We start from the raw sequence: 25,439 nt of genomic DNA on the forward strand, positions 1-25,439 counted from the left end.
TAGGCAGTGGTTAACTCGACATGACATGACCAAAACCAAATTTTTGTTTTATTTCGTAAAGCTTTGATAATTGTCTCTCACGAGATAACGGTTTTCCTTGAACTGTTTTAGGCAGTGCCTTATTCGGTGTTGGGATTACCCATCCTGTCATTATTTTTTTTGCCATTTCGCTAATCATTCTTTCCGCTCTGATTAACAATTTTTCTTTTCCCAAATTTTCATCCAGCATTAATCGGTGGAGATCGTTTATTAACCAGTAATTAGCAGCGCTTCCGTAATCGTAATTGCAAAAATCATCAAAACCCTTGTATTTACCGAATTCAATAACCGCCTTAGTTAAATTTTCTGCGGTTGGTAATCTGTATTGTTCAGCTAGCCCTTTTTCACACCATCCGATAAACTGCCCTACCGATGGCATAAACGGGTTATTTTGCTGTCTGGCTATACGCATACCTGCATTAATCATTGCTGGATTAATTCCGTTTTCAATAAAACCAATTATCCACTGCCGTTTAATTGCGTTCTCGTCGTTATGATTTAGAGTGTGGAACATCGCCGGACATGCGGCTCTCAGCTGACTAAATAATTTATTTACAACCTCCGCAACTAGTTCTTTCTGCTGTTGTTGTTTTTGATTATCAACGGTATTCACAATGTTGATTTGCGGGACTAATGCAGCAATATTTTTCATCAGAACATTTCTCCATCAAGGTTGTTTATCCATGACGTATCGTCAGTTGCATGGTTGCGAGCAGCAATATTATTTTTGATGGGAAACAGACCCTGCCAACCGTTCATAATCGATTGGTTAATCATCAATTCCGGGTTTTCTTGCGTCTCCAGCATTTGAGATTGTTTCACCCACGATTGAGGTTGTAGTTTTTTGCCTAACGAATTTCTGTAATCAATCCAGTTTTTCCAAACGTCAATACTCACGTTTTTTGGCTGGACAGTCATAGGGTCAAAATCACTAGTTATTTTTTTTGTAATATTGTTTTTAATAGTGTCTTTTGTAGAGTGACATTTTTTGTTACTGGTTCGGACGATTCAAAAACTAGTGAATATTCAGTTATTCCACCATTATTTTTAATGGCATTAATTAATCCTAAATTAGCTAATTCAGTTAGCGCCGTGTAAATAGTTCGTCTATCTCTGATTCCTAAATAATTCATAAACTGTGACGCACTGATTTTGTCGCTATTTTTACCCCAGCCAGTAGTTTTACGAGTTATTAGGAGATAACAGCGCAATGCATTGGCTGACATTTTAGCCATTAACTCATCAACTACAGCATTAGGAACCTGAAACGAATTAGCTATAAACTGACTCATTAATCACCTCTCATTGAATATTCAGCGTACTGAACGCCATTCTCATGGACTAAACGGCTATCAATATCAAAACCAGCCTGTTTCAGGTCGTAGATACGCGCGCCTAATCTAAAACAGCCGTATAGATTCAACGCCTGCAATGGATTAATTGTTTTACCACTCTGCAAATGAATTAATCTCCGCTCGCATTGGCTCAGTGTTTTTTTGTTTTTTTGTTTTTTAGCATATTCATGATTACCTAATGATTAGAAGTTCCGTAATACAACCATTCAACAGAGCAATTCAAAGCTTTAGCTATCTCAACAATATTTCTTGGCTTTTCAATGTTCCCAGCTTCTAAATCGCTAATTGATTGTTGTTTCATTCCGACTAATTTAGCCAGTGATGCTTGGCTAATATTAAGTTCGATTCGTTTATTTTTAACTCGTTCACCTATTGTCATTAAAACCTCTGCAAAGATTACAGTTATAACTGTATTAAATAACAGTTTATACTGTTTATCAATTACAGATTTATCTGTATTATTTTATTAATCACAAAAGGAGAATTTTCAAATGAACAATCTCGGTCAAAGAATTAGAGCCAGACGTGAAGAATTGGGATTAACTCAAGAACAAGTTGCGGAACAAGTAGGAATTAAACAACAATCCTACCAAGCTATAGAAAGCGGTGGTGTAAAAAAACCACGCCATTTATACGAAATTTCAGTGACTTTAAAATGTGATATGGCATGGTTATTAAGTGGAAAAGAAAAGGACGTAATAAACGTAGAAAAAATAGAAATTCACGCCCATCAAGTCCCATTAATAAGCTACGTGCAAGCAGGAGTATGGACAGAGTCGTGTGAACTTAGAGATTCAACTGGATTTGAATATATTATGACATCATTAGAATTATCAAATAAAGCATTTGCACTAAAAATAAAAGGCGATTCAATGGAGCCAGAATTTAAAGAAGGTGATGTTGTTATTATCGATCCTGCGATAAAACCATTTCCAGGTGAATTTGTGGTAGCTGTAAATGGAGATGAAGAGGCAACTTTTAAAAAGTACCGTGAATTAGGATATGATGAGCATGAAAGAATGCAGTTTGAACTCATACCACTCAATCCAGATTACACAACCATGAGCACATTAAAGCAACAGATTAGAATAATTGGTACCATGGTTGAGCACAGAATTTTTAGAAGAAAAAGGTAATTAACATGGCTGTTAAATTTAGAAAAAGAATAAAAATAATACCTGGTGTAAATATAAATTTAAGTTCTAAAGGAGCTAGCGTTAGTCTTGGAGGACGTGGAGCATCAATTAATATAGGAAAAAAAGGTATTTATGGCAATTTAAGTTTACCAGGTAGCGGATTATCATATCGCACAAAGTTATCCAGTAACGAGCGAAAAAATGCTATAGATTTGGCTCAAAATTCAATAAACGAATCCATTACTATAAGAGTAAGAATAAATGATGATGGAACAATTGAATATTTAAATTCAAATGATGACAGCTATTTACCAAATAATATTGTTGCAAGTTTTAAAAAAAATAATAAGGAAACCCTAATATCAATGTTCAAAGAAGCCTGTCAAAAATTTAATGACGGCTTAGAACAGCTTGATAAGATACACTTAACAGCATTACCTCCATCTGATACCAGAATTTACCATGTAAAAACGTTTTCATCCCCACCACCTAAAAAACAGTTAAGACAGCCAACATTATTAAGTAAAATATTACCATTTGTCGAGAAAAAACGGTTAAAAATTAATGATAGTTTAGAATCAGAATATATAAAAAAACTAAATATTTGGAATACAAATAAAGAAGAATTTGAAAAAAATGAAGAAATCATTGCAAATAAGATAAACATTCTCTTAGCTTCTGGTGATGAAGATACTGTAAATTCAGAACTTGTTACTTTATTATCAAATATACATTTTCCTAAAGAGACAAATGTTAATTTTGAATTAAATCAGAATAATTTAATCCTGGATATTGATTTGCCTGAAATCGAAGATATTCCTGATAAAAAATATACCGCTTCTGAAAGCAGTTTAAGAATTTCAGTTAAAACTATTTCTGATACAGAGAAAAGAAAAATTTATATGACCCATATTCATTCAATAATTTTTAGAATTATTGCTGATGTATTTGGTTTAATTCCTACTATTGAAAAAATTACTCTTTCAGCATATTCACAAAGGCCAAACGTTCAAACAGGTGAAATTGAAGATCAATATCTTGTAAGTGTTAACGTTGAAAAATCATCATGGAAATCAATTAATTTTAACAACATTGAAAATATAAATGTTGTAGAGTGCTTTGAACAATTTGAATTAGTCCGTAATATGACTAAAACAGGTTTATTCAAGCCAATAATACCATTTGCAACTTTAAACAAAGATAATGATGAAATTGAAGAAGATTTAATAAATAAATTCCAACTTTCTGATAATGATGAAAATTTAAATTCACAACTATTAGAACCTCAAGATCAAGTTAAAAAATTAATTCATCCTAACAAATGGTTGATTATAGGAATAACCTTATTTCCTTATATTTTCTCATGGTTTACTTTAAACAAAGGATATTCAAATTTAGTAAGATTAATTAGCTTTATATGGATGATTGTTTTTATCGCTATATGTATTTCAGACTAATTAGTTGAACTTAAATTGCAAACCGCTTCGGCGGTTTTTGTTTAATTATATAAATAATGTTATAAAACATAGAAATATTGAGTAAATTAAATTTTTATGTTTCATAAAAATTTAAGATAGTATATCATAATTGATATAATCAGTTGATCTAATAATTCATTTAAAATGATACTGCAACTATCACTTAAGAGAAATAAACTCATATGAAGTTTAATGTTAACATAAAAAACTTTGGCAAAATTCAAAACGCAAACATAGTACTAAGTAATTTTACTGTTATAGCAGGGAAAAATGGATGCGGAAAAAGTTTTGTAACTAGGGCTTTTTATAGTTTCTTTAATACAATAAATAAAGATCATTTGACAAAAGATTTATTAAAATATATTGGAGAAACTGACTATTTCTTAAATGACATATTATCAAATAAAACACTCAATAAAAAAGAAATTTTATCCCTAACATTAATGAAACAATCAATTGATGATTGTGTTAATTTTATACAAAGCAATATTAATGCTCATTATTTAACAGAACAATTCTTGCTAAAAAAACAAATAGAAGAAAAATTAGATAACATAATAAATAATTTCAATGATTTTAAACAAGAGCTTGGTAATAAGAAAAAAAAGAGTTCTTTCGTTAGAGAATTAGATGTATTAGAGCATATCATTTTCAATTTAACTAATTTAGCTAAAAATCCCGAACAAAATATAGCAAAATCAATTGAACAAGATCTTAGATTTGAATTGCAAGAAAATTTTCAACTTTCTAAATTATCCCAATTAGTTAATTATCATAACAATAAAGAATTTTCTTTTGATTTTGAAAAACTAGGCACAATAAGTGTGCAATTTAATAAAGAAAAAGCACAAGACCAAATTGCATTTCAACTGAATCGTTCTAGTATAGATGAGTTTCAACAACTCAACAATATTGTATATATAGAATCCCCTATATTTTGGAAAATACGGCCTGCTTTAAATTTAATTAAAAGAAACCAATTGATTAATAGGTCTATTCGTTCTAAATTTTTTCAAAAAGAATTACTAGGAATTCCCAAATACTTCTTTGATTTATCAAATTTATTAGAGGTTAATTATACATTATCACCTATAGTTTCTAAATTTGAAAAAATATCTTCTAACCTAAAAAGCGCAATTGGTGGAAAATTTGACATATCTGAAAGTGGGGATATCTTTTTTAAAGAAGAAAATTGCAAAAACACAGCTTTTTCACTTTATCTAACTTCTACAGGAACGACAAACTTGGGAATGTTATCTTTATTGTTAGATAAAGGTATTATTTCTGATGGTAGCTATTTATTTATTGATGAACCTGAAATTAATCTGCACCCGAATTGGCAAAAAATAATGGTTGAATGTTTATTAGAATTATCAAAATTAAACGTTCACGTTGTAATAGCTACTCATAGTATTGATATGATTAAGTGTATCGAATTGTTAATTAATAAAAATCAAGATTTAGTAAACAATGAACATTTTGCAATTAATCAACTATCATCCGAAGGAAGTTCGATCAATGCTGAAGAAAGTATATCCAACAAAATTACAGCAATAAAAGATGATTTAGGTGAATCTTTTTTACAGATGTTTTTAGAAGAAAATGGCTAAAATTGAATTAAATAATTTTTTTAAAAAAATAGATCCAGAATTTAGAGATATAACAGAGGAATTGCTAGAACGATTACCTAATGGTTATTTGCTTGATAATGATAATGGGTTAAAAAAACATTGTAATTGTGATAATTTAAAGTCTGTTGATTTTCTATTAGAAAAAGATGAAAATCTATATTTTACCGAATTCAGTGATTTAAATTCTGAAGATAGAAATATTAGAGAGAAAATAAAACAACAGATTAATTGTTGTGAACAAGCAAAATCTTGTCCAGTTAAAGGAGACTATCCCAAGCTACTTCAGAATATTAAAGTAAATGATTTTGCTTTAAAATACAAAGATACTTTATTATTATTACTCTCAATTAAAAACGATCTGGAACCTAAAACCATATTTCATGAAAATACAGATAAATGGCATTTTTTAATAGTTTATAATAAAAAACCTAATCTTGATCTTGTAAGATACTTAGATTTATTAAAATCGAATATAAAATCTTCATTACCTACAAGATTATTGAATAAAGATAACTTTAAAATTCAAAATTTAGATAACTTCATCAATAATTTTTAGTCCGTGTATTTACAATAGTCTAGTTGAAGCTGCTTAGTTCATTCGAGATAAAATAAAGCCCCTTCTGGGGCTTTTTTCACGCCTAAAATCCCCACCACAACTTTAAAACACCTTTCTGATTAAAAAATAATCAGTTAGATTAATTACAGCCAAAAATACAGTTTTATCTGTTTATATCAAACAGTTTTAACTGTAATATTAATACATCAAAACAAATCAACCTACTAACCAATTAGCAATACTACGAGTTACTAATTAGGTAGCAAGATTCAAGTAGACAGTTCTAGTCATATGAAAGTTAGAACGGTTTTGGATAAAAATCACATAAGTGATAGCTCTTTAAAAATTAGCAAAGACGGACTTAGTTAGCTGGTAATAGTGTTAGCGTCACTGTTATTACTGTTTAGACCCGAGCATACAAAATTGCCCGAACTTACCAAGAAGACCTTTTGGTAACTTACGGAAAAAGGCAACACTGGCAAAAGGTTAACTAAGATGAAGTGAATGGATTGCCTAAATATTGTTTTTATAAAAATGTAATCTACAGATTTGATAATTACGTTGCAGAGGAGTGCTGCTATGGTAATAAATTCATTAGAAATTCCGATAGCTCTATTGATTTTGTCAGCATGTTTTATAACGGTGGAACAAATTTTTATGAGGAGCTGAAAAACGGGTTTGATGAATTATTGAACAAGGAAAACAAATATGAAAATTGATAAAGGGCTTAATACAGAGAGTACTATGTTTTATGACCTACAAGCAGGTGAAACATTTATATATGAAAATGATAACTATATCAAAGCGATTGACAAAAACAATTCATACTATGCGATAAGACTCAGAGATGGGCATTGTTATATCAATATGGATTATCAAATGAGAGTCCCTAAAATAAAAACAAAAATCGTGCTAGATAACGACTAACCCACCCTAACCTATCCAAATCAAGGAAAAATTATGACACAACCAACGCTAGAACAATTTTTAAATGACGTTAAAAATCGAAGAGTATTAAACAATATCCCCATCACTGAGGGGGATAACTCTAATGAATTAACGCCAAAATTCTAAGGAAATCAAATGAAAAAACGTAGAGCGGTAACAATCAGCGTAACTCAGGCTGAATATGATTCTATCTGTACCGCGTTTGGAGAGTATTTTAATAAATGCGAGGGCGCTGATGATGATGTTTTTGTAGAAGACGCTAATCGGGACGGAAATAATTTTAAAACGTTCCAAAAAAAATATAAAAGAGCGTGTCAAAGACAGCTAGTAAAAGACACTGTTAAAAAAGCACTAGCTACACAAAAAAGCAAAGAGAGATAATTGTTATTGCTGAGTGTTATTTGTTGATGAGAGAGAATCAGAGGTAATTATGGAAAAAATTATTTTAACAAAAGCAGTATCGTTGCAAGGCGTAAAATCTATAACAAGCTTTAGCCGAGCAACAATATATAAAAAAATACAAACAGAAAACTTCCCAAAACCAATAAAAATATCAGCCAAAATGGTCGTCTGGGAAGAAGCTCAAGTAAAAAATTGATTGCAAGAAAAGGCTAACTCGTATATTCAATAGTCCACTTATCTATCATATCAGCCCAATCTTGCAATAATTTTCGCCGTTGCTCTGAGTATTCAGCTTTATTGTAAACAGCTCTAACACCTCGTTGCTCATGAGCTAAAGCCTTTTCTATCCAGTCCGAATTGTAACCGGCCTCGTGTAAGTGAGTTGATGCAGTTCTTCTCATATCATGCACAGTAAAATCACCGAGATTAAAACCGTTTTTTTGGGCTAATTGAATAGTGTGTGTGCATGCTCTGTTTATTGATGATTTAGATATATTCCCGTACTTTGATTGCCCAAAGCTTGGTAAAACAAATGGCGATTCGCTTGATAATATCTTTAGTTGCATAAATAAATCAATAGCTTGCTTAGATAAATAAACAACATGAGGCCTACCTGCCCCCTGCCGGCTCGCTTTCATGCGTTCGGCAGGGATTGTCCATTCCGCATTTTTAAAATCTATTTCATCCCACGTCGCATCAACTATTCCGCTTTTTCTTGTCATTGTTAGCATAATTAGCTTTAATGCGATCTTTAATTGAAGAGACGTTTTGCTAATTTTCAATGTGTTAAAAAATATACCCACTTCTTGCTTTGTTAACGCTCTGTCTCTTGGCGCGAAAGTCGCTATTGAAGCTCCTTTTACATAATCAGCCGGGTTTTCATAATTAGCCCCTCTTGCTTTCGCATACGTAAAAACCATCCCCACAATATCACGTGTTCTTACTGCCGTTACAGGCGCGCGTTCTTTGATTTTCTCACAATATTGCCTCAACATTGTTGGTGTTATTTATGACAATAACAATTTACCAAATTTTGGAGCAACATCTCTTGCGATTATCCCTTGCACTACATCTCTGGTACTAATTGCATAATCAACATCATTAAACCATTTGTCCAACCAATACCCAAAAACATCATTATTTCTTGTTTGCTTTTCCTTAGCCGGTGAAAGTCCATTTGCAATTAACTTCTTTGCTTCAAGTAGTTTATCTCTTGCTTCAGATAGTGATAATTCACCATGCTTACCAAAAGTAATTGTTTCTCGTCGCCCGTTAATCCGGTAATCATAACGAAAAGATAATGTTCCCGATTTAGATACAGCAACATACAACCCATCGCGGTCTGGAAGTTTATATTGTTTATCTTTTGGTTTTATTGATTTAAGCTTTGTTTCTGTTAACATAGTAATCTCCGATACCGTCATTCATGTCGGTAATTTTAGTAAAACATTCTATGTTAAAATTACGATACCATCAAAGCTACCGTCAAAAAAAGTAAGCTTAAATGAGACAAAATAAGACTGGGTGAGATAAAAAAGCCTTGAAAAACAAGGCTTAAAATAACAAAAAAAGACAATATGAGATTACATGATATTAAATGCAATTATTCCCACTCTATAGTCGCTGGCGGTTTGCCACTGATATCATAGACCACGCGTGATATGCCATTAACTTCATTGATAATACGGTTTGATACTCTTCCTAAAAAGTCGTAGGGAAGATGAGCCCAATGAGCGGTCATAAAGTCGATGGTTTCTACGGCACGTAGCGAGACAACCCAATCATAGCGACGACCATCGCCCATAACACCAACTGAACGTACTGGTAGAAATACGGTAAACGCTTGACTAACTTTGTGGTATAGTTCAGCTTTGTAAAGTTCTTCGATAAAGATAGCATCCGCTTGTCTTAATAAATCACAGTACTCTTTTTTCACTTCACCTAATACGCGTACACCTAAACCAGGTCCAGGGAATGGATGACGATATAGCATATCGTATGGTAAACCAAGTTCTAAACCAACTTTACGTACTTCATCTTTGAATAATTCACGTAATGGTTCAACTAAGCCCATTTTCATATCTTCAGGTAAACCACCGACATTATGGTGAGATTTGATGACATGTGCTTTACCTGTGTCAGCAGCTGCTGATTCAATAACATCGGGATAAATAGTCCCTTGAGCAAGCCATTTTACATCTTTAAGTTTTGCTGCTTCTTCATCAAAAACTGCAACAAATTCACGACCGATGATTTTACGTTTTGCTTCAGGATCTGCTTCACCTTTTAGTGCCGCCATAAAGCGATCTTCAGCATTAACAGCGATAATATTTAAACCAAATTTATCACCAAACATGTCCATCACTTGCTGTGCTTCATTTAAACGTAATAAACCATGATCCACAAAAACACAGGTTAACTGATCGCCGATGGCTTGATGTAATAATAGTGCAGTAACCGAAGAATCAACACCACCAGATAGACCTAATAATACTTTATCTTGACCAACTTTCTCTTTAATACGAGCCACTGCATCAGTAATAATTGAAGAAGGTGTCCACAATTTTTCACAATGACAAATATCGATAACAAAGCGTTGTAATAGTTCAAATCCTTTAACGGTATGAGTAACTTCAGGATGAAACTGTACACCATAAAATTGTTTTTCATCATTTGCCATGATTGCAAATGGACAGGTTTCTGTTTGACCGATTAAGTTAAAACTGTCAGGTAATGAGGTTACTTTATCACCGTGACTCATCCAAACATCAAGTTGATTAATACCTTGATCATTAATGCTATCTAAAATTCCGTCTGTTAATTTTGATTTTGCAACAATATCTACTTTAGCATAACCAAATTCACGTTGATTAGATGCAGTAACGACTCCGCCCTTACCTAACTGGATCGCCATTGTTTGCATACCATAGCAAATACCTAATACCGGCACGCCTGCGTTAAACACATATTCAGGTGCACGAGGGCTATTTTGCTCGGTAGTACTTTCGGGACCACCCGATAAAATGATACCTTTAGGATTAAATTGTTTGATTTTTTCTTCCGAAACATCCCATGGCCAAAGTTCACAATAAACACCGATTTCACGAACTCGTCGAGCAATTAATTGCGTTACTTGTGAGCCAAAATCCAAAATTAATATACGCTGCTGGTGGATGTCTTTATTCATCAATCTTAATTCCTAAAATATGGGCTAATATAAAAGTTGGTGGCTATTGTATCATCTAATCATTATGCTTAAATAGCCTAGCAGTATTTTTTTTGTATATTGTGTCTATGTATTAATATATCGATAACTTGCTTAGAGAAATGAACTGCGTAATGGAAATAATTCTATAGGCACTTGAAGTAATAGTTGTGGGAAATTTTTCAAAATAGTTTATGAAGAATAAAAAAATATATACATAGTAACTATAAAGCAAATTACTATGTATATATTAGTAGATAAAACTAAGCAACTTTATGTATTACCATTGATACTACCATTTGTGCTCAACACCAATATTACCCTGATAACCTTGATGTTTAGTACTACTAAAATTATGTTCCAAGCGCGCATCACCGTATAAATAGGTATCTTTAACTATTGGTGTTTTTGCGCCTAAACCAATTTCCCCCCAACTACTGTTATATTTTTCACTTAAACGATCTCTACCCACTTCAATACTACTTGGTTTAATAAAATCGTGCCAAACATTGGCTATAGTATAAAGAGAAGATCTTTGTTCCGATTGAACCTGATCATTGTAAGCCAATCGAACACCAATGCGGCCACGAAGTAATTTTTGGTTATTTTGATCCACACTTCGATATTTATCCTTAAAGTTATCCAAATTAATATACTGATAGACAAGTTGCATTTGTGGTTCTATTGACCAATCGCTTTGCTTAATATCATTTTGGCCAAAATTAAAAGCAGATCCAGCTTCTGCGGAAACCGCTACACCAAAGCCATTTTGGTGAATTGAACTAGTGCTTTTATGCGCATCATATTTGTTTCGTAATGCCGAGAATTGGCCTACTAAATCGATGTAACTATTATCAACTGAAAAATAAGTATTAGTTAATCCAAGGTTAAATGCTTCCGAGTTACCTTTACCTGTTTTTTTGTTATGAGCAATTAAACCATTAACTGCACGATATTTATCGGAAAAATCAGTATTGGCTTTAGTATATGAAAAATAGGCACCGATATAATTGTGGCTACCATCGGCAAATAAATTATTTACCAGATCATGACCAAGTTGTAATCCATAGACATCAGTATCTAAATTCAGCCGTTTTTTCCCATCTAATTTTAGATGTTTTCCTAATATTCTTCCCCATGTTTCACTTAGATAGTTATCACAGGTACTACATTTTGCTAAATTAAAATTGGTATAGCTACCTCTACGTTCATGCAAAGTACCAACACTTAATAGACCTTGCTCTTGATTTACTCGTGGCATTGAAACATATCCGGCCACTGCATGTGAATAAATCACTTTTTTTGGTGGCGCCGGAGGGACTAGTGATGATGATGGTGTTGTTTGCTTAGCAGCATCCATAGTCCAATAGTATTCATCACCATTAGCTGTTTGGCGTTTTGCTAATTGAATTTCAGTCGCACCTTTGGTTTGAGCATCGCCAATAAAATTGTTTACGGTGGTTGATTTTTCTATTTTAATAATCGGTGTACTATTCAATACTGTAGCAACTTGATGTATATTGCCATCAATAACATTTTCATCGCCATTGGTATCAACTGGTATGATTTTGGTCAAACCTTTAACATCACCAGTAATTTTCAGTAAATCTGATTGCGAATTGTTTGCATAAGTATCACTTACATTATTCCATAATGTATTCATCTTAACTATCGCATTATTGGATGCAAAATAGTTACCTTGAATGGTTAAAATATCATTATATTCTCCATGAGAACGGTTATCCATACTGATAATGCCACCATCATTGATAACATTACCTTGTAAAACAAATTCATTGCCGCCGGCATTATCAAATGCCGCATTGAGTACTGCACCATTTGCTAAGGTCAAATTATCAAATAATGCGGTTTTATTAGTACCATTTGCTTTCAAATTCCAAGTAAAACCATTTTTTAAGTTTAAATTAAGTGATGGTGTTTTATCGGTATCTAATACTTCACCCTCTTCTGTTTTAACCAAACCTTTATAAACTAACCCAGTCATACTACCCTTATCAGAAGCATTAAAGGTTACCGATGACGCTAGATAGGCATCATGGCCCTGTTCATCACCAGCTTGATCATAAGTGTTAGAAAAGAATTGATATCCAGAAGCGGTATAATTACCACTCACATTAATAATATAACCAGAATCATTTGCCGTAAGATCTGTTTTATCACCACTAAATGATAAAACGGTATTGACTTGCCCTTGATCGACAAATATTAAATCTTTACGACCTACAGAACCACTAATAGCTGGATCAGCACTGGTACCATTAGTAGTAAATATGGCATTTTTAAAACTAGCACTAACATTATGTGAGGCAGCTTGTTCAAACTCGCCATTTGAATTAGTATCATCATGGGTACCTATTTCAAGTGCATAACCATTGGTTTTAATAATTGTCGAACTAGTATCATAATCAGCTTTCAATAAAGAATTTCGTATCATTTTGATACCAGAACCATTTAAAGCATTAGTCGTATCAATGGTGAGTTCGCCGTGAGATTCTAAAATACCGGGCCCTTCTCCCATATTACGTGCCTTACCTAATTTAATACCACTACTGTCCCAATCTAATGATGAACTATCACTACCTTTATTCAAAACAATACTATTTTTAGCACCTTTTAAAATCACTATTGGCGTCAATTGACCATTAGAACCTGTTTCGTTGGCTCCATTATAATTGGTTGCATTACCAGATACATAAATACCTACAGCACGATTACCTGTCAACGTCATATCCAAATCATCATTAACAATAACTCGGCCGGTTGAACCATCGCCGCTATTAGTATATGCACCTTGAATAGCGCGAATACCATTATTTAATAACGGTGAAGTTTTACCTCCTGATGTTGTTTGATTGATTGTCAGTTTATCGACTGTAATTGTGCTATATTTACCATTATAGGCGTTTCCTTCATCTGAATTGATGGAAGAGCCTGCTAATATTCCATAAGCTTGAACCGAACCACTAGAGTTTTGACCACGGGTATAATTATCAGTTATATTTAATGCAACATCTTTAGCAGTTATATCTACGTTGTTGTAGGTAATCAACCCCACCACATTACCATTATTATTAATAGTAAAATTCAAATTACCAGCATTAATTGAACTACCATAAACACCATAAGTATATTGGTTACCTAAACCGGTATAATTGCCGTTAACATTTGCGGTAAGAGTTGTATCGCCAACATTAAGTTGTTCATGCAATTTACTCCTTGTTAAAATATAGAAACTTGCATTACCTGTTTGTGTTACAGTTGCCGACTTTATATTATTGCAACTAGGGCTATTTTGACCGACTAAATAAGATCCATCAGCCCTCGGCGTACAATCTAAAGCAAAAGATGAGGCGGAGGCAGATAAAATTGAAACCGTTATCATTACTTTACTAACACGTCGTGTCAATTCAGAACAAACTATGCTAGTACCAGTAATAAAATTATATTTAGTTTGGTATATTCGATTCATAATTTAATCCTTATAGACTCTAACATTGAACTTTTTTTACAACAGTGTTTGTTTTCGATTTGTGATAACCAAAAAAGCAGAGATTATTTTTTAGGACTTTTTTACATATTGATTTGATTAAGAGAGATTCATTCAATCCAAATGGACAAAAAAAAGATAAAATCCATAAATTTTTGCTATCATCTTTGGTATTGCATTGAACAAAATTCACATAATTATCTTTTTTATTTAAGTAGTTATATTCTTCTTCTGAGTTCAAATAAGCCCAATTGAGATAACCCAATGGTCGGTTATTTTTAATGAGTAAAATGAAATTTTTAGACTGAATGATAGGTAGTAATATTTCCACCGCCGAGTTTATGGCTGTATTTCGGTAATATGAGTTTCTGTTCCACAACCAAACCATGGCACCTAATACTTCTGCCTCATTCCATGAAGTGTCATGATATATATTTGGTGCAATAACTCTGATGGAGTCATGATTAAGACAGTTCATTTCGTTCTACCTTTTATAAAATTAATGAGAAATTGATCTATTTGAAAAAATAAAACCTAATTTTTTAACGTAGAAATAGAGACGTAAAACCGTCATTTTTTTAATTAAATAATTAAAGAGGTAAGGCATAACAGCAAATGTAACTAAATGATTGAATTACAGAAATATAGGTCAAAATAAAAAAACATTTAAATATTAACCAAAAACTATTCAATAACTATGAGAATAAGATCAAAAAACAGCATTAAACAATGTAAAACTTACATCATCCTTAACTAATTTTGTCATTTATAAAAAAGATAAGACTTGTGAGACAGGAAAATTGAGAGGTTATAGAAAAACCTCTCATAAATTAAAACATAGATTTTAACTATTTGCTAGCATTTTGTTCTTGAGCGGATTGAATCGCTGTTAATGCAATAGTATAAACGATATCGTCAACTAAAGCGCCACGTGATAGATCGTTCACAGGTTTACGCATACCTTGCAACATAGGACCAATTGAGACAAGATCAGCTGATCGCTGTACCGCTTTGTAAGTGGTATTACCAGTATTTAAATCTGGGAAGATAAACACTGTCGCTTTACCCGCTACTTGTGAATTTGGAGCTTTAGATTTAGCCACATCTGGCATCACTGCCGCATCATATTGTAACGGTCCATCAATCATTAGATCAGGGCGTTTTTCTTGTGCTATACGAGTTGCTTCTTTCACTTTCTCAACATCGGCACCTTGACCAGAACTTCCGGTTGAATAAGAGATCATTGCAACACGTGGTTCAATACCAAAGGCAATTGCAGTATCAGCAGATTGAATAGCAATTTCCGCAAGCTCTTGTGCATTTGGATCTGGATTGATTGCACAGTCACCATAAATATAAACTTGATCAGGCATTAACATAAAGAACACCGATGATACAAGTGAGCTTCCTGGTGCAGTTTTGATTAATTGTAATGGTGGACGAATTGTATTAGCCGTAGTGTGTACCGCACCTGAAACTAAACCATCAACTTCGTTTGCTTCAAGCATCATTGTACCAAGTACTACATTATCCGCTAATTGCTCACGAGCAATGACTTCAGTCATACCTTTGTTTTTACGCAATTCAACTAAACGTGGTACATATTTTTCACGAATACTATCAGGGTCAACAATTTCTACACCAGCACCTAAGGTAACACCTTGTGATGCTGCCACTTTACGAACTTCATCTGGATTACCAATCAGCACACATTTTGCAATGTTACGCTCGGCACAAATTGCAGCAGCTTTGATGGTTCTTGGTTCGTCGCCTTCTGGTAATACCACGACTTTTTTCGCATTACGAGCAAGTTCAGTTAATTGATAACGGAATGCTGGTGGAGATAAACGTCGTGCAGAATTTACAACTTCATTTAATGATTTAATCCAATTTGCATCAATATGGTCAGCAACAAAGTTTTGAGTATTATCCATACGCTCTTTGTCATCAACAGGGATTTCTAGATTAAATTGTTGTAAGTTAATTGAAGTTTGGAATGTATTTGTTTTAACCGTAAATACCGGTAAACCAGTATCAAATGCTGGTTGACATAACTTATACACTTTTTCATCAATCTCGTATCCACCAGTTAGTAATACCCCACCAATAGCAACACCATTCATCGCGGCTAAACTAATAGTAACCAATACATCTGAACGATCGGCTGAAGTTACTAAAAGCGCATTTGGTTGCAGGTGATTGATGATATTTTGGACGCTACGAGAACAGAAAGAAACGTGTTTAATTCGGCGATTTTTAATTGCACCTTCATTAATGATTTTTGCATCAAAATGTTTAGCAATATCGATTGCTCGGCAAGCACTCAAATCAATATTCCAAGGAATACAGCCAAGTACAGGTAAAGGACTGTGTTCATTTAAATCTTTAATTGTGATTTTTTTACCGTCAAATTTAGGGGTATGATAAATTTCAACCACATCTGGACGAGCAAGATTTTGCTCTTCAACCGGTGCATTTACTTTATTAACAATGACGCCAATAATCTTATCATTTTTAATGCCACCAAAATTAGAACGGGCAATCTCAATACGATCTTTAAGCTGTTCAGGATTATCTTTACCCATATTTACAACAAAAATAATTTCAGCGCCAAGTGTTTTAGCAATGTTATTATTTAACTCATTAGCAAATGGATAATCAGTTGTTGGTACAATACCTTCAACTAAAACAACATCAGCACCTTTGGTATTTTCAGCATACAGAGCGACAATTTCTTCCATTAATACATCTTGTTGATTTAAACCTAATAGGTTCTCAACATGACTCATTTTTAACGGTTTTAAAGTAGGAATGGATGTGTTTGTGCTAACTAAAGTAGTTGTATTATCAGGAGCATCACCACCTGCTCTTGGTTGCGCAACTGGTTTAAATACATTTAAATTAATACCTTGACGCTCCATCGCTCGAATAACACCTAGACTTACACCTGTTAAACCAACGTTAGTACCTGTTGGAATCAGCATAATGGTACGAGACATAATTTGTTTCCTCTTAATTCTTTATTAAATCCAAAAAACAAACCGCCTTATAGGCGGTTTTAAAAACTTTTAAGCTGTTAAACGTGCAGCATCTTGAGCAATGACAAGTTCTTCATTGGTTGGAATTACCATCGCGATTGCTGAGCCATCTTTAGTAATGGTACCGCCTTTACCAAAACGAGCCGCTAAGTTGCGTTCTTGATCAAGTTCAAAACCAAGTAAGCTTAATTTTTGTAAAGCCATACGACGAACTTCCTCTGCATTTTCACCGATACCACCAGTAAACACGATTGCATCAAGACGACCGTCTAATAACATTGCATAACCACCAATGTATTTAACTAAACGATGAACAAAAACATCTAAGGCATTTTTTGCATTTTCATCTTTTTCGTAATTTTCGGTTACATAACGACAGTCACTGCTAACACCAGTTAAACCTAGTAAACCGGATTTTTTGTTTAATAAATTGTTAATGTCAGCAACAGACATTTTTAAGTTGTCATGTAAGAAGAACATAATAGCAGGATCAATATCACCACTACGAGTACCCATAACGAGACCTTCAAGTGGCGTTAATCCCATTGAAGTTTCAACACATTTACCATTTTTAACTGCAGTAATAGAGGCACCATTACCTAAGTGACAAGTAATCACGTTAGTTTCTTCTACAGGTTTATTTAATAATTTAGCAGCTTCACGGCTAACATAATAGTGGCTTGTACCATGAGCACCATAACGACGAATACCATGTTTAGTATATAATTCATTAGGAATTGCATATAAATATGCTTCTTTAGGCATTGTAGTATGGAATGCGGTATCAAATACTGCGACGTTTTTATCTTTTAAATGAGGAAAAGCAACATAAGCTTCACGAATACCAATTAAATGAGCTGGATTATGTAAAGGTGCGAAAGCTGCTGCTTCTTCAATCCCTTTTAATACTGAATCATCAATTACAACTGATTGGGTATATTTCTCACCACCATGAACAATACGGTGCCCAATTGATTTGATACTATCTAATAATTCTGGTTTTTGTGGAAAAATACTGTTTACAATAAATCTAATTGCTTCGCTATGCGCTGCACCAGCACCTAAAGAAGCTTCTTTCTTTTCACCATCTAATTTCCATTTAATACGAGCATCAGGAAGGTGAAAACATTCAGCTAAGCCAGATAAAAATTCATCACCATTTTCAGGGTTTATGATTGCAAATTTTAAAGATGAACTTCCACAATTCAGAACAAGAGCGTTATTACTTGATGACATAGTAATTCCTATAAATTGAATAAAAAGATTTATACCAATCAAAATTGGTAACTCTACACATGATTAAATAATCAATGTGATATACAAGGCGACTTCTGATATCTTGGTTTTTAAGATAAAATAAAGAGAGCCCCCAATTTGAATGACACTATTTTAAGACATTAAAATGTGAATGTCGAGGAATCCAAATCAGATGAATTTAGTTAAAAAATTTAAGGCAGGTCAAACATATATGGATCTTTGCCCCAAAGATAAGGCGCTTTCATATTCATTTCCGGAACTAAAAATTATTAACCACATAAAAACCACGAAAAAAATCTTACCACCCATTATTATTGGCCTAATTGTTTGGCAATATTATTTGCCGGCACAATTAGCGGTAACTATTGTTACCATTTTATTTGCCTTGAGCTTACCCATTCAAGGAATATTATGGTTAGGCTATCGAGCTCAATCACCATTACCACTAAATTTGGTTGATGATTATAACCGTATTAAATTACAACTAATCGAAAAAAAAGTAATCAGTCCAAATCGCAATCCTAATGAAAAATTAACGTTTGAAGCATTAATGAAATTGATGAATCTATCTAAAATTCATTTAGGCAATTATTTTGGACAAGATGATGATACATCTAACCAACAATGAAGATATATTTATGCAGAACTTTTTGGAAAAATTAAAAGAGCAGATCAATCAACTTGAGCAACAGATCAACCTAGCTGATCAACCTGCTTATCAAGAACACTATTTTGATGAACATCTGTTTAATAGCAGTAAGATTGAAGTCGATTTTCAATTTTATATCGATAAGATTAAGCTTACTTATCAATCCCTCTGTGATGCCGCTTTAACCGAAAAACTAAGTCAAATTGAATTTTTATCAGAAAAACTTATTGACCAAATCACTGCTCTAAGTCGAGAACTTGCTACTGTACATTTACGTAAGCAACCAACCAGTTACGTGATTAAAGAAACCGTTGCGGAAAAACATTCCAGACATTTAGATTATCTGCGTCGATTGCAAGAGATGAAATACGAATTAGAACTATCACCTGAGGCTATTGATTATACAAAAATAGCAGCATTAGATAATCGAATATATCGTTGTGAACAAGCGATTAAAAAAATTGAGTTAGATATGGAAAATGAGGTCTTCGATTAAGTTGAATTATTTTTATCAATGTATTGCGCTTAAAATATTACTTTTTCTAAAAAGTTTACTATACGGATAAGAAATTATCTTTTAGCTAATTATTACTCTTTATCAAAATATTAATTTATATTACCTTTTTTATATGTACAACATAAATTTAGTAGACTTACTGTAATTTGGCGATAGATATACATGCCAATTTAAGCTAATCCGTTATTCATCATGATAATGTTCAAGTATTTGCTCTTTTAATCTATTGCTTATTACCAAAATGCATATTGTTATAATTATTAATTAGTTTCATCTTTTATAGTTATATTTATAATGATATTAATCTTAACAAAGTGATACTATTTATCATTAGGCAATAAAAAAGGATTCAAACATGAGTAAAATATTTGATGATAATTCACAGACCATTGGCCATACACCTTTAGTTCGATTAAAACATTTCGGACGAGGAAATATATTAGCCAAAGTAGAATCTCGTAACCCTAGTTTCAGTATTAAGTGTCGCATTGCATCAAATATGATTTGGGATGCTGAGAAACGTGGTTTATTAAACCCTGATGTTGAACTTATCGAACCAACCAGTGGTAATACTGGTATCGCACTTGCTGCGGTTGCAGCTGCTCGTGGATATAAATTAACTTTAACCATGCCTGAAAGCATGAGCATTGAACGCCGTAAACTTTTAAAAGCTTTAGGTGCTAATCTTGTGCTAACCGATGCAGCTAAAGGAATGAAAGGCGCAATCGAAAAAGCAGAAGAGATCGTTGCCAGTAATCCTAAACACAATATTATGCTACAACAATTCAGTAATGCCGCTAATCCAGAAATTCATGAAAAAACTACCGGACCAGAAATCTGGCTTGACACAGATGGACAAGTCGATATTTTTGTTGCTGGTGTCGGCACTGGTGGGACTTTTACTGGTGTAACTAAGTACATTAAAAAAACACAAGGTAAAAACATCACTGCAGTAGCGGTTGAACCAAGTACCTCACCTGTTATTAGCCAAGCCCTTGCGGGTGAGCCAATCAAACCAGGACCACATAAAATACAAGGTATTGGTGCAGGATTCATTCCTGATAATTTAGATTTAAGTTTGATTGATTTGGTCGAAAAAGTAAGCAATGAAGATGCTATCGATACTGCGCGTATAATAATGGAAAAAGAAGGCATCTTAGCGGGAATTTCATCCGGTGCGGCAGTATTTGCTGCTGACCGCTTGGCGCGACTACCAGAAAATGCCAATAAAACCATCGTGGTTATCTTACCATCTTCAGGTGAACGTTATCTTAGTACTGATTTATTCAGTGGTATTTTTACTGAAAAAGAACTCGGTTAATTTATACTACAAAAGCAAAACACCGCCAATCGGCGGTGTTTTATCAAATATTCGGCAATTTAAACTGAAAGTCAGCTGGTCTAGTTAATCATCTTGAACAATACCAAAATGTCGATAAGCATGAGGTGTGGCAATTCGGCCTCTCGGCGTTCTTTGGATATAACCTTGTTGAATCAAAAATGGTTCTAACACATCCTCAATAGTTTCACGCTCTTCACCTATTGCAGCTGCAATATTATCTAATCCTACCGGCCCACCCATAAATTTCTCGATAATAGCCAGAAGTAACTTACGATCCATATAATCAAAGCCTTCATTATCGACATCTAACATATCTAATGCTTGAGTGGCAATTCGTTCATCAATAACGCCTTTAGATTTGACATCAGCATAATCCCTAACCCGCCGTAACAAACGGTTAGCAATCCGTGGCGTACCTCGCGAACGCTTGGCAATTAGGTAAGCACCTTCTTTAGAAAGATCCATACCTAAAAATTTTGCACTACGGCTAACAATATATTCCAAATCTTCTACACGATAAAACTCAAGTCGTTGCACAATACCAAAACGATCACGTAATGGTGATGTTAATGAACCCGCTCGAGTCGTTGCGCCAATAAGGGTAAAAGGTGGCAGATCTATTTTAATTGAACGTGCTGCTGGCCCTTCACCAATCATAATATCAAGTTGATAATCTTCCATTGCCGGATATAATATTTCTTCAACAACTGGCGATAATCGATGAATTTCATCAATAAATAGCACATCATTAGGTTCTAAATTGGTTAGCATAGCAGCTAAATCACCCGCTTTTTCCAATACTGGGCCTGATGTGGTACGTAAATTAACATTCATTTCATTAGCAACAATATTTGCCAATGTAGTTTTACCTAGACCTGGAGGACCAAATATTAAAACATGATCAAGTGCGTCACTACGCTGTTTAGCAGCTTGAATAAAAATTTTCATCTGCTCACGAACTTGAGGTTGGCCAATATATTCATCCAAATACTTAGGACGAATGGCTCGATCTAAAGACTCTTCTTCTTTTTGTGCCTGTGGAGCAATTAAACGATCCGCTTCAATCATTATCAATACCTACTTTACAATACTGACTTTAATGCTTCACGTATTAGCATTTCACAATCCATTTCTGGTCTAATGACTTTACTAATAATACGGCTGGCTTCTTGTGGTTTATAACCCAAAGCAATAAGCGCTGAAACTGCTTCACTTTCAATTTGGTTGGATGATTTTTTAATATCACCAATATCAATAGCCGGGTTAACATTTGATAGTTCTTCACCAAAGCGTTTAACACGATCTTTCATTTCAACAATTAATCGTTCAGCGGTTTTAGTCCCTACCCCCGGTAATTTGACCAATGTTTTAATTTCACCTTGTTCAACAGCATTAATAAATTGCGCTGCTGACATCCCAGATAAAATCGCCAGCGCTAATTTTGGGCCAACGCCATTAACTTTAATTAATTCACGAAATAACTCTCGTTCTTGTTCATGATTAAAACCATAAAGCACTTGAGCATCTTCCCGAACAGCAAAATGAGTTAACACAATCACTTCTTTGCCATTGTCGGGTAACTCATAAAAACAGGTCATTGGCATAAAAACTTCATAGCCAACACCACCAACTTCAATTAATACTTTAGGTGGTTGTTTCTCAATAATGATTCCACGTAAACGACCTATCACAATATATCCTTAATAAATTTAATGTTGATTAAGTAAGTTTGCTTAAAATAACCTTAAATTAAACAATCTTTAAGATTCTAGATTAATCAAATTGATATAATCAACATTGAAAGTGAATTGAATGTAATTATCAGTTAGTTTACCTGATAGGAAAAAATTAATAAAGAAAAACTGTATAAATAGACAGGAGATAAAAAGAAATTTTGCCGACTTAGTCGGCAAAACGTATAAGACGATATCTGATTAATTTTTCAACTTAAAATGGCATTTTAAAGCCTGGAGGTAATTGCATGCCGCCTGTTACTTGAGCCATTCTTTCTTTTTGCGCTTCTTCTAAACGACGAGTTGCATCATTGTAAGCAGCCGCAATCAAATCTTCTAACATTTCTTTATCATCTTCAGTTAATAAAGATGGATCAATTTCCACACGTTTACAACTATGCGCACCATTTACAGTTACTTTAACGATACCAGCACCTGACTCACCGGTAACTTCTAATTTAGCAATTTCTTCCTGAGCTTGCTGCATTTTTGCTTGCATTTGCTGGGCTTGTTTCATCAAATTACCCAAACCGCCTTTTCCACCTGGAAACATAATTATTCCTCATTAAAAAACATTTATTCTGTAATTATACAGGACGAATACTCGATTCATCAATCTTGGCATCAAAATATTGACAAATCGTCTCAACTTTAGGATCTTGATGAATCGTCAATTTAGCTTGTTCAAGCTTTTGTTGATATAAATCCTCACGCAATTCTAACGGTGTCTTATTAGCCTTATTATCATCAATCACCACCTCTAGATTGAGTGTTTTTTGACGATAATTTGACAGCGCAGTTCGCAACTTAATACAATTTGCTGACGATTTAGCTAGATGCTCCACAGCCGATCGCGTATGCAAAATAATATGATTATCATCAATTAATTCAGGGTGGGAATTAATCGCAATTTGTTTAATTAATGGCGCAAGTTCTAATTGTTCAATTTCAGCACACCAAGCGTCTTTTTCAGCCATTTCGACAATTAATTTTTTAACCATTTCTGGCGTTTTATCAACTTTGAAAGAATCGCATAATGTTTTTGCATCAAGTGCTGGTTCATTTTTCGTTTCAACTATGCCACAAGCCTGCCATTGATAATTTTCAGCAGTTATCTCTTCTTGTTCCACTTCCTCATCATTTTTTTCACTATCATTACCTAGATTGGCAAGCTGCTGAACGTCATCCCGTTTACTGTTAATTAAAGAATTAGATGGTTGATGATAATCAACCAATTCAGGCTTTTTTGGCTTTTGTTCCTCTTTCATTAACTGCATTCGCATCTCTAAAATATTTTTAGTGATTGATGATGCATCATCAGGAAGTGATATTTCTGGTTGTGAAACAGTATTTTCATCACTAGTAGCTGGTCTTACTATTGTACTGTCATTTAATTGCTGATTCTCAATAGCTGACTTAACAGTTTGCTGTACAGGCGCTGCCTCATTTACGTTTTGTGATGAAGTTGTCACAACTTGAGCTGGTTGTGTTCTAATAGGCGATTCAGCTTTTTTTGTCGGTGTAGTCGCTGTTGCAGCTGGTGGCATAATCGCATCGACATTTTTAGGCATAAATGCTAAAGCGCGTAAAAAACTCATTTCAACACCCATTTTTTTATCTGGTGCAAAAGCAAGTTCTTTCCGACCCATTAATAAAATTTGATAAAACAGTTGCACATCATTAGGCGCCATATATTGAGCTAAGAAGCGTAACTGTTCTTCATTATCTGTATAATCACCCAATGCTGTCGGCACAACTTGTAATAAGGCAATTTGATGTAACAAAGCAATAGATTCGGCTAATAAATTATCCCAATCTGCACCTTGCAAAGCAGCCGCTTCAATCTGTTGCATCAAAGTATTACCATCATTTTGATAAAGAGCATTAATTAATGAAAAAGGAATTGCTTTATCTAAAGTACCAAGCATGGAGGCTACTGACGCAGCATCAATTTTACCATTACCAAGCGCTATTGCTTGATCGGTTAAACTTAATGCATCGCGCATACTACCATTTGCTGCTTTAGCTAACAGCTGTATTGCTCGCGGTTCACTTTCAATTTGTTCTAATTGCAAAATATGTTTTAGTTGCTCAGCAATTAATGATGTATCAAGCACATTTAAGTGCAGATGCAGACAGCGAGATAAAATAGTGATAGGTAATTTTTGCGGATCAGTTGTTGCTAATAAAAATTTAACGTGTTCTGGTGGCTCTTCCAATGTTTTTAATAAAGCATTGAAGCTACTACGAGAGAGCATATGTACTTCATCGATTAAGTAAACTTTAAAACGGCCTTTGCTTGGCAAATATTGAATATTATCTAAAATTTCCCGCGTATCTTCGACTTTAGTACGTGAGGCTGCATCAATTTCGAGTAAGTCAACAAATCGACCCTGTTCAATCTCACGACAATTATCACAAACACCACAAGGCGTTGCCGTTATACCACTTTCACAATTTAAGCCTTTGGCTAACAATCGAGCAATCGAAGTTTTACCTACACCTCGAGTACCAGAGAACAGATAAGCGTGATGTACTCGACCAAGAGAAAGAGCATTAGATAAAATTTTTAAAACATGCTGTTGCCCTACTACTTCAGAAAATGATTTTGGTCGCCACTTACGTGCTAAGACTTGATAACTCAT

Annotated in this window: 24 protein-coding genes and 1 pseudogene; 10 read left to right on the top strand and 15 right to left on the bottom strand. The window is 33.8% G+C overall.

What is annotated here, in order from left to right; all coding sequences use genetic code 11:
* Positions 1-10 precede the first annotated feature (10 nt).
* Genes B6C84_RS02290 through B6C84_RS02310 form a run of 5 tightly spaced genes read right to left on the bottom strand, consistent with a single transcriptional unit; the run spans position 11 to position 1,773 of the window.
* The gene (locus B6C84_RS02290) at positions 11-691 is read right to left on the bottom strand and encodes a replication protein P (RefSeq protein WP_086320241.1); all 681 of its coding nucleotides are present in this window, start codon (positions 689-691) and stop codon (positions 11-13) included.
* The gene (locus B6C84_RS02295; RefSeq protein WP_133052266.1) at positions 691-936 is read right to left on the bottom strand and encodes a hypothetical protein; all 246 of its coding nucleotides are present in this window, start codon (positions 934-936) and stop codon (positions 691-693) included. The genes B6C84_RS02290 and B6C84_RS02295 overlap by 1 nt, the downstream gene beginning before the upstream one ends.
* A 38-nt stretch (positions 937-974) precedes the next feature.
* Complete coding sequence (locus tag B6C84_RS02300; RefSeq protein WP_086320239.1) at positions 975-1,331, bottom strand: replication protein; 357 nt, start codon at positions 1,329-1,331, stop codon at positions 975-977.
* Positions 1,331-1,528 carry a helix-turn-helix domain-containing protein gene (locus tag B6C84_RS02305; RefSeq protein ID WP_086320238.1) on the bottom strand — a complete coding sequence of 66 codons (198 nt, stop codon included), beginning with the start codon at positions 1,526-1,528 and terminating at the stop codon, positions 1,331-1,333. Before B6C84_RS02305 ends, B6C84_RS02300 begins: the two co-directional genes overlap by 1 nt.
* 41 nt (positions 1,529-1,569) lie before the next feature.
* Positions 1,570-1,773 carry a helix-turn-helix domain-containing protein gene (locus B6C84_RS02310; protein ID WP_086320237.1) on the bottom strand — a complete coding sequence of 68 codons (204 nt, stop codon included), beginning with the start codon at positions 1,771-1,773 and terminating at the stop codon, positions 1,570-1,572.
* Between the two features lie 112 nt (positions 1,774-1,885).
* Here B6C84_RS02310 and B6C84_RS02315 point away from each other — a divergent pair, with 112 nt between their 5' ends.
* The 7 genes from B6C84_RS02315 to B6C84_RS02350 all read left to right on the top strand — a co-directional run bounded on the left by B6C84_RS02315 (position 1,886) and on the right by B6C84_RS02350 (position 7,741).
* Positions 1,886-2,530 carry a LexA family protein gene (locus B6C84_RS02315; protein ID WP_086320236.1) on the top strand — a complete coding sequence of 215 codons (645 nt, stop codon included), beginning with the start codon at positions 1,886-1,888 and terminating at the stop codon, positions 2,528-2,530.
* 5 nt (positions 2,531-2,535) lie between these two features.
* Entirely contained in the window at positions 2,536-3,987 is a 1,452-nt protein-coding gene (locus B6C84_RS02320) for a DUF4236 domain-containing protein (RefSeq protein ID WP_086320235.1), read from the top strand.
* A gap of 203 nt (positions 3,988-4,190) precedes the next feature.
* Positions 4,191-5,618 carry an AAA family ATPase gene (locus B6C84_RS02325; RefSeq protein WP_086320234.1) on the top strand — a complete coding sequence of 476 codons (1,428 nt, stop codon included), beginning with the start codon at positions 4,191-4,193 and terminating at the stop codon, positions 5,616-5,618.
* Entirely contained in the window at positions 5,611-6,195 is a 585-nt protein-coding gene (locus B6C84_RS02330) for a hypothetical protein (RefSeq protein WP_086320233.1), read from the top strand. The genes B6C84_RS02325 and B6C84_RS02330 overlap by 8 nt, the downstream gene beginning before the upstream one ends.
* 708 nt (positions 6,196-6,903) lie before the next feature.
* The gene (locus tag B6C84_RS02340) at positions 6,904-7,122 is read left to right on the top strand and encodes a hypothetical protein (protein WP_086320231.1); all 219 of its coding nucleotides are present in this window, start codon (positions 6,904-6,906) and stop codon (positions 7,120-7,122) included.
* 156 nt (positions 7,123-7,278) lie between these two features.
* The gene (locus B6C84_RS02345) at positions 7,279-7,524 is read left to right on the top strand and encodes a hypothetical protein (protein ID WP_086320230.1); all 246 of its coding nucleotides are present in this window, start codon (positions 7,279-7,281) and stop codon (positions 7,522-7,524) included.
* A 49-nt stretch (positions 7,525-7,573) separates the two neighbouring features.
* Positions 7,574-7,741, top strand: coding sequence for a helix-turn-helix transcriptional regulator (locus B6C84_RS02350; RefSeq protein ID WP_086320229.1), 168 nt, complete (start codon positions 7,574-7,576; stop codon positions 7,739-7,741).
* A gap of 13 nt (positions 7,742-7,754) precedes the next feature.
* Here the strand turns inward: B6C84_RS02350 and B6C84_RS02355 are convergent.
* The 6 genes and pseudogenes from B6C84_RS02355 to B6C84_RS02380 form a co-directional block, all read right to left on the bottom strand.
* A pseudogene (locus B6C84_RS02355) lies at positions 7,755-8,948 on the bottom strand (tyrosine-type recombinase/integrase).
* Positions 8,949-9,148: 200 nt separating this feature from the next.
* Entirely contained in the window at positions 9,149-10,732 is a 1,584-nt protein-coding gene (gene guaA, locus B6C84_RS02360) for a glutamine-hydrolyzing GMP synthase (protein WP_086320228.1), read from the bottom strand.
* Positions 10,733-11,042: 310 nt separating this feature from the next.
* Positions 11,043-14,240 carry an autotransporter outer membrane beta-barrel domain-containing protein gene (locus B6C84_RS02365; RefSeq protein WP_086354061.1) on the bottom strand — a complete coding sequence of 1,066 codons (3,198 nt, stop codon included), beginning with the start codon at positions 14,238-14,240 and terminating at the stop codon, positions 11,043-11,045.
* Between the two features lie 19 nt (positions 14,241-14,259).
* Positions 14,260-14,736 carry a toxin-activating lysine-acyltransferase gene (locus B6C84_RS02370; protein ID WP_086320226.1) on the bottom strand — a complete coding sequence of 159 codons (477 nt, stop codon included), beginning with the start codon at positions 14,734-14,736 and terminating at the stop codon, positions 14,260-14,262.
* A 370-nt stretch (positions 14,737-15,106) separates the two neighbouring features.
* Positions 15,107-17,257, bottom strand: a complete 2,151-nt coding sequence (gene pta / locus B6C84_RS02375) for a phosphate acetyltransferase (RefSeq protein WP_086320225.1) — start codon at positions 17,255-17,257, stop codon at positions 15,107-15,109.
* Positions 17,258-17,326: 69 nt separating this feature from the next.
* Entirely contained in the window at positions 17,327-18,532 is a 1,206-nt protein-coding gene (locus tag B6C84_RS02380; RefSeq protein WP_086320224.1) for an acetate kinase, read from the bottom strand.
* 193 nt (positions 18,533-18,725) lie between these two features.
* Between B6C84_RS02380 and yfbV the strand changes: the two genes are divergently transcribed.
* From yfbV to cysK, 3 genes are all read left to right on the top strand, one after another.
* On the top strand, positions 18,726-19,181 hold the full coding sequence (gene yfbV / locus B6C84_RS02385) for a terminus macrodomain insulation protein YfbV (RefSeq protein ID WP_165754889.1): 456 nt from the start codon (positions 18,726-18,728) through the stop codon (positions 19,179-19,181).
* 10 nt (positions 19,182-19,191) lie between these two features.
* Entirely contained in the window at positions 19,192-19,698 is a 507-nt protein-coding gene (gene priC, locus B6C84_RS02390) for a primosomal replication protein PriC (RefSeq protein ID WP_165601670.1), read from the top strand.
* Between the two features lie 376 nt (positions 19,699-20,074).
* Positions 20,075-21,040 (top strand): cysteine synthase A, encoded by a 966-nt coding sequence (cysK, locus tag B6C84_RS02395; protein WP_065651249.1) that lies wholly within the window; start codon positions 20,075-20,077, stop codon positions 21,038-21,040.
* A gap of 84 nt (positions 21,041-21,124) precedes the next feature.
* On the opposite strand, the gene ruvB is transcribed toward cysK, so the two are convergent.
* The 4 genes from ruvB to dnaX form a co-directional block, all read right to left on the bottom strand.
* Positions 21,125-22,129, bottom strand: a complete 1,005-nt coding sequence (ruvB, locus tag B6C84_RS02400) for a Holliday junction branch migration DNA helicase RuvB (RefSeq protein WP_065612869.1) — start codon at positions 22,127-22,129, stop codon at positions 21,125-21,127.
* A gap of 14 nt (positions 22,130-22,143) precedes the next feature.
* Positions 22,144-22,752 (bottom strand): Holliday junction branch migration protein RuvA, encoded by a 609-nt coding sequence (gene ruvA / locus B6C84_RS02405; RefSeq protein WP_065612868.1) that lies wholly within the window; start codon positions 22,750-22,752, stop codon positions 22,144-22,146.
* Between the two features lie 256 nt (positions 22,753-23,008).
* Complete coding sequence (locus B6C84_RS02410; RefSeq protein ID WP_065578932.1) at positions 23,009-23,347, bottom strand: YbaB/EbfC family nucleoid-associated protein; 339 nt, start codon at positions 23,345-23,347, stop codon at positions 23,009-23,011.
* Between the two features lie 34 nt (positions 23,348-23,381).
* Positions 23,382-25,439, bottom strand: coding sequence for a DNA polymerase III subunit gamma/tau (gene dnaX, locus B6C84_RS02415; RefSeq protein ID WP_086320222.1), 2,058 nt, complete (start codon positions 25,437-25,439; stop codon positions 23,382-23,384).

This window comes from Gilliamella apis (genome assembly GCF_002142155.1).
GTDB lineage: Bacteria > Pseudomonadota > Gammaproteobacteria > Enterobacterales > Orbaceae > Gilliamella > Gilliamella apis.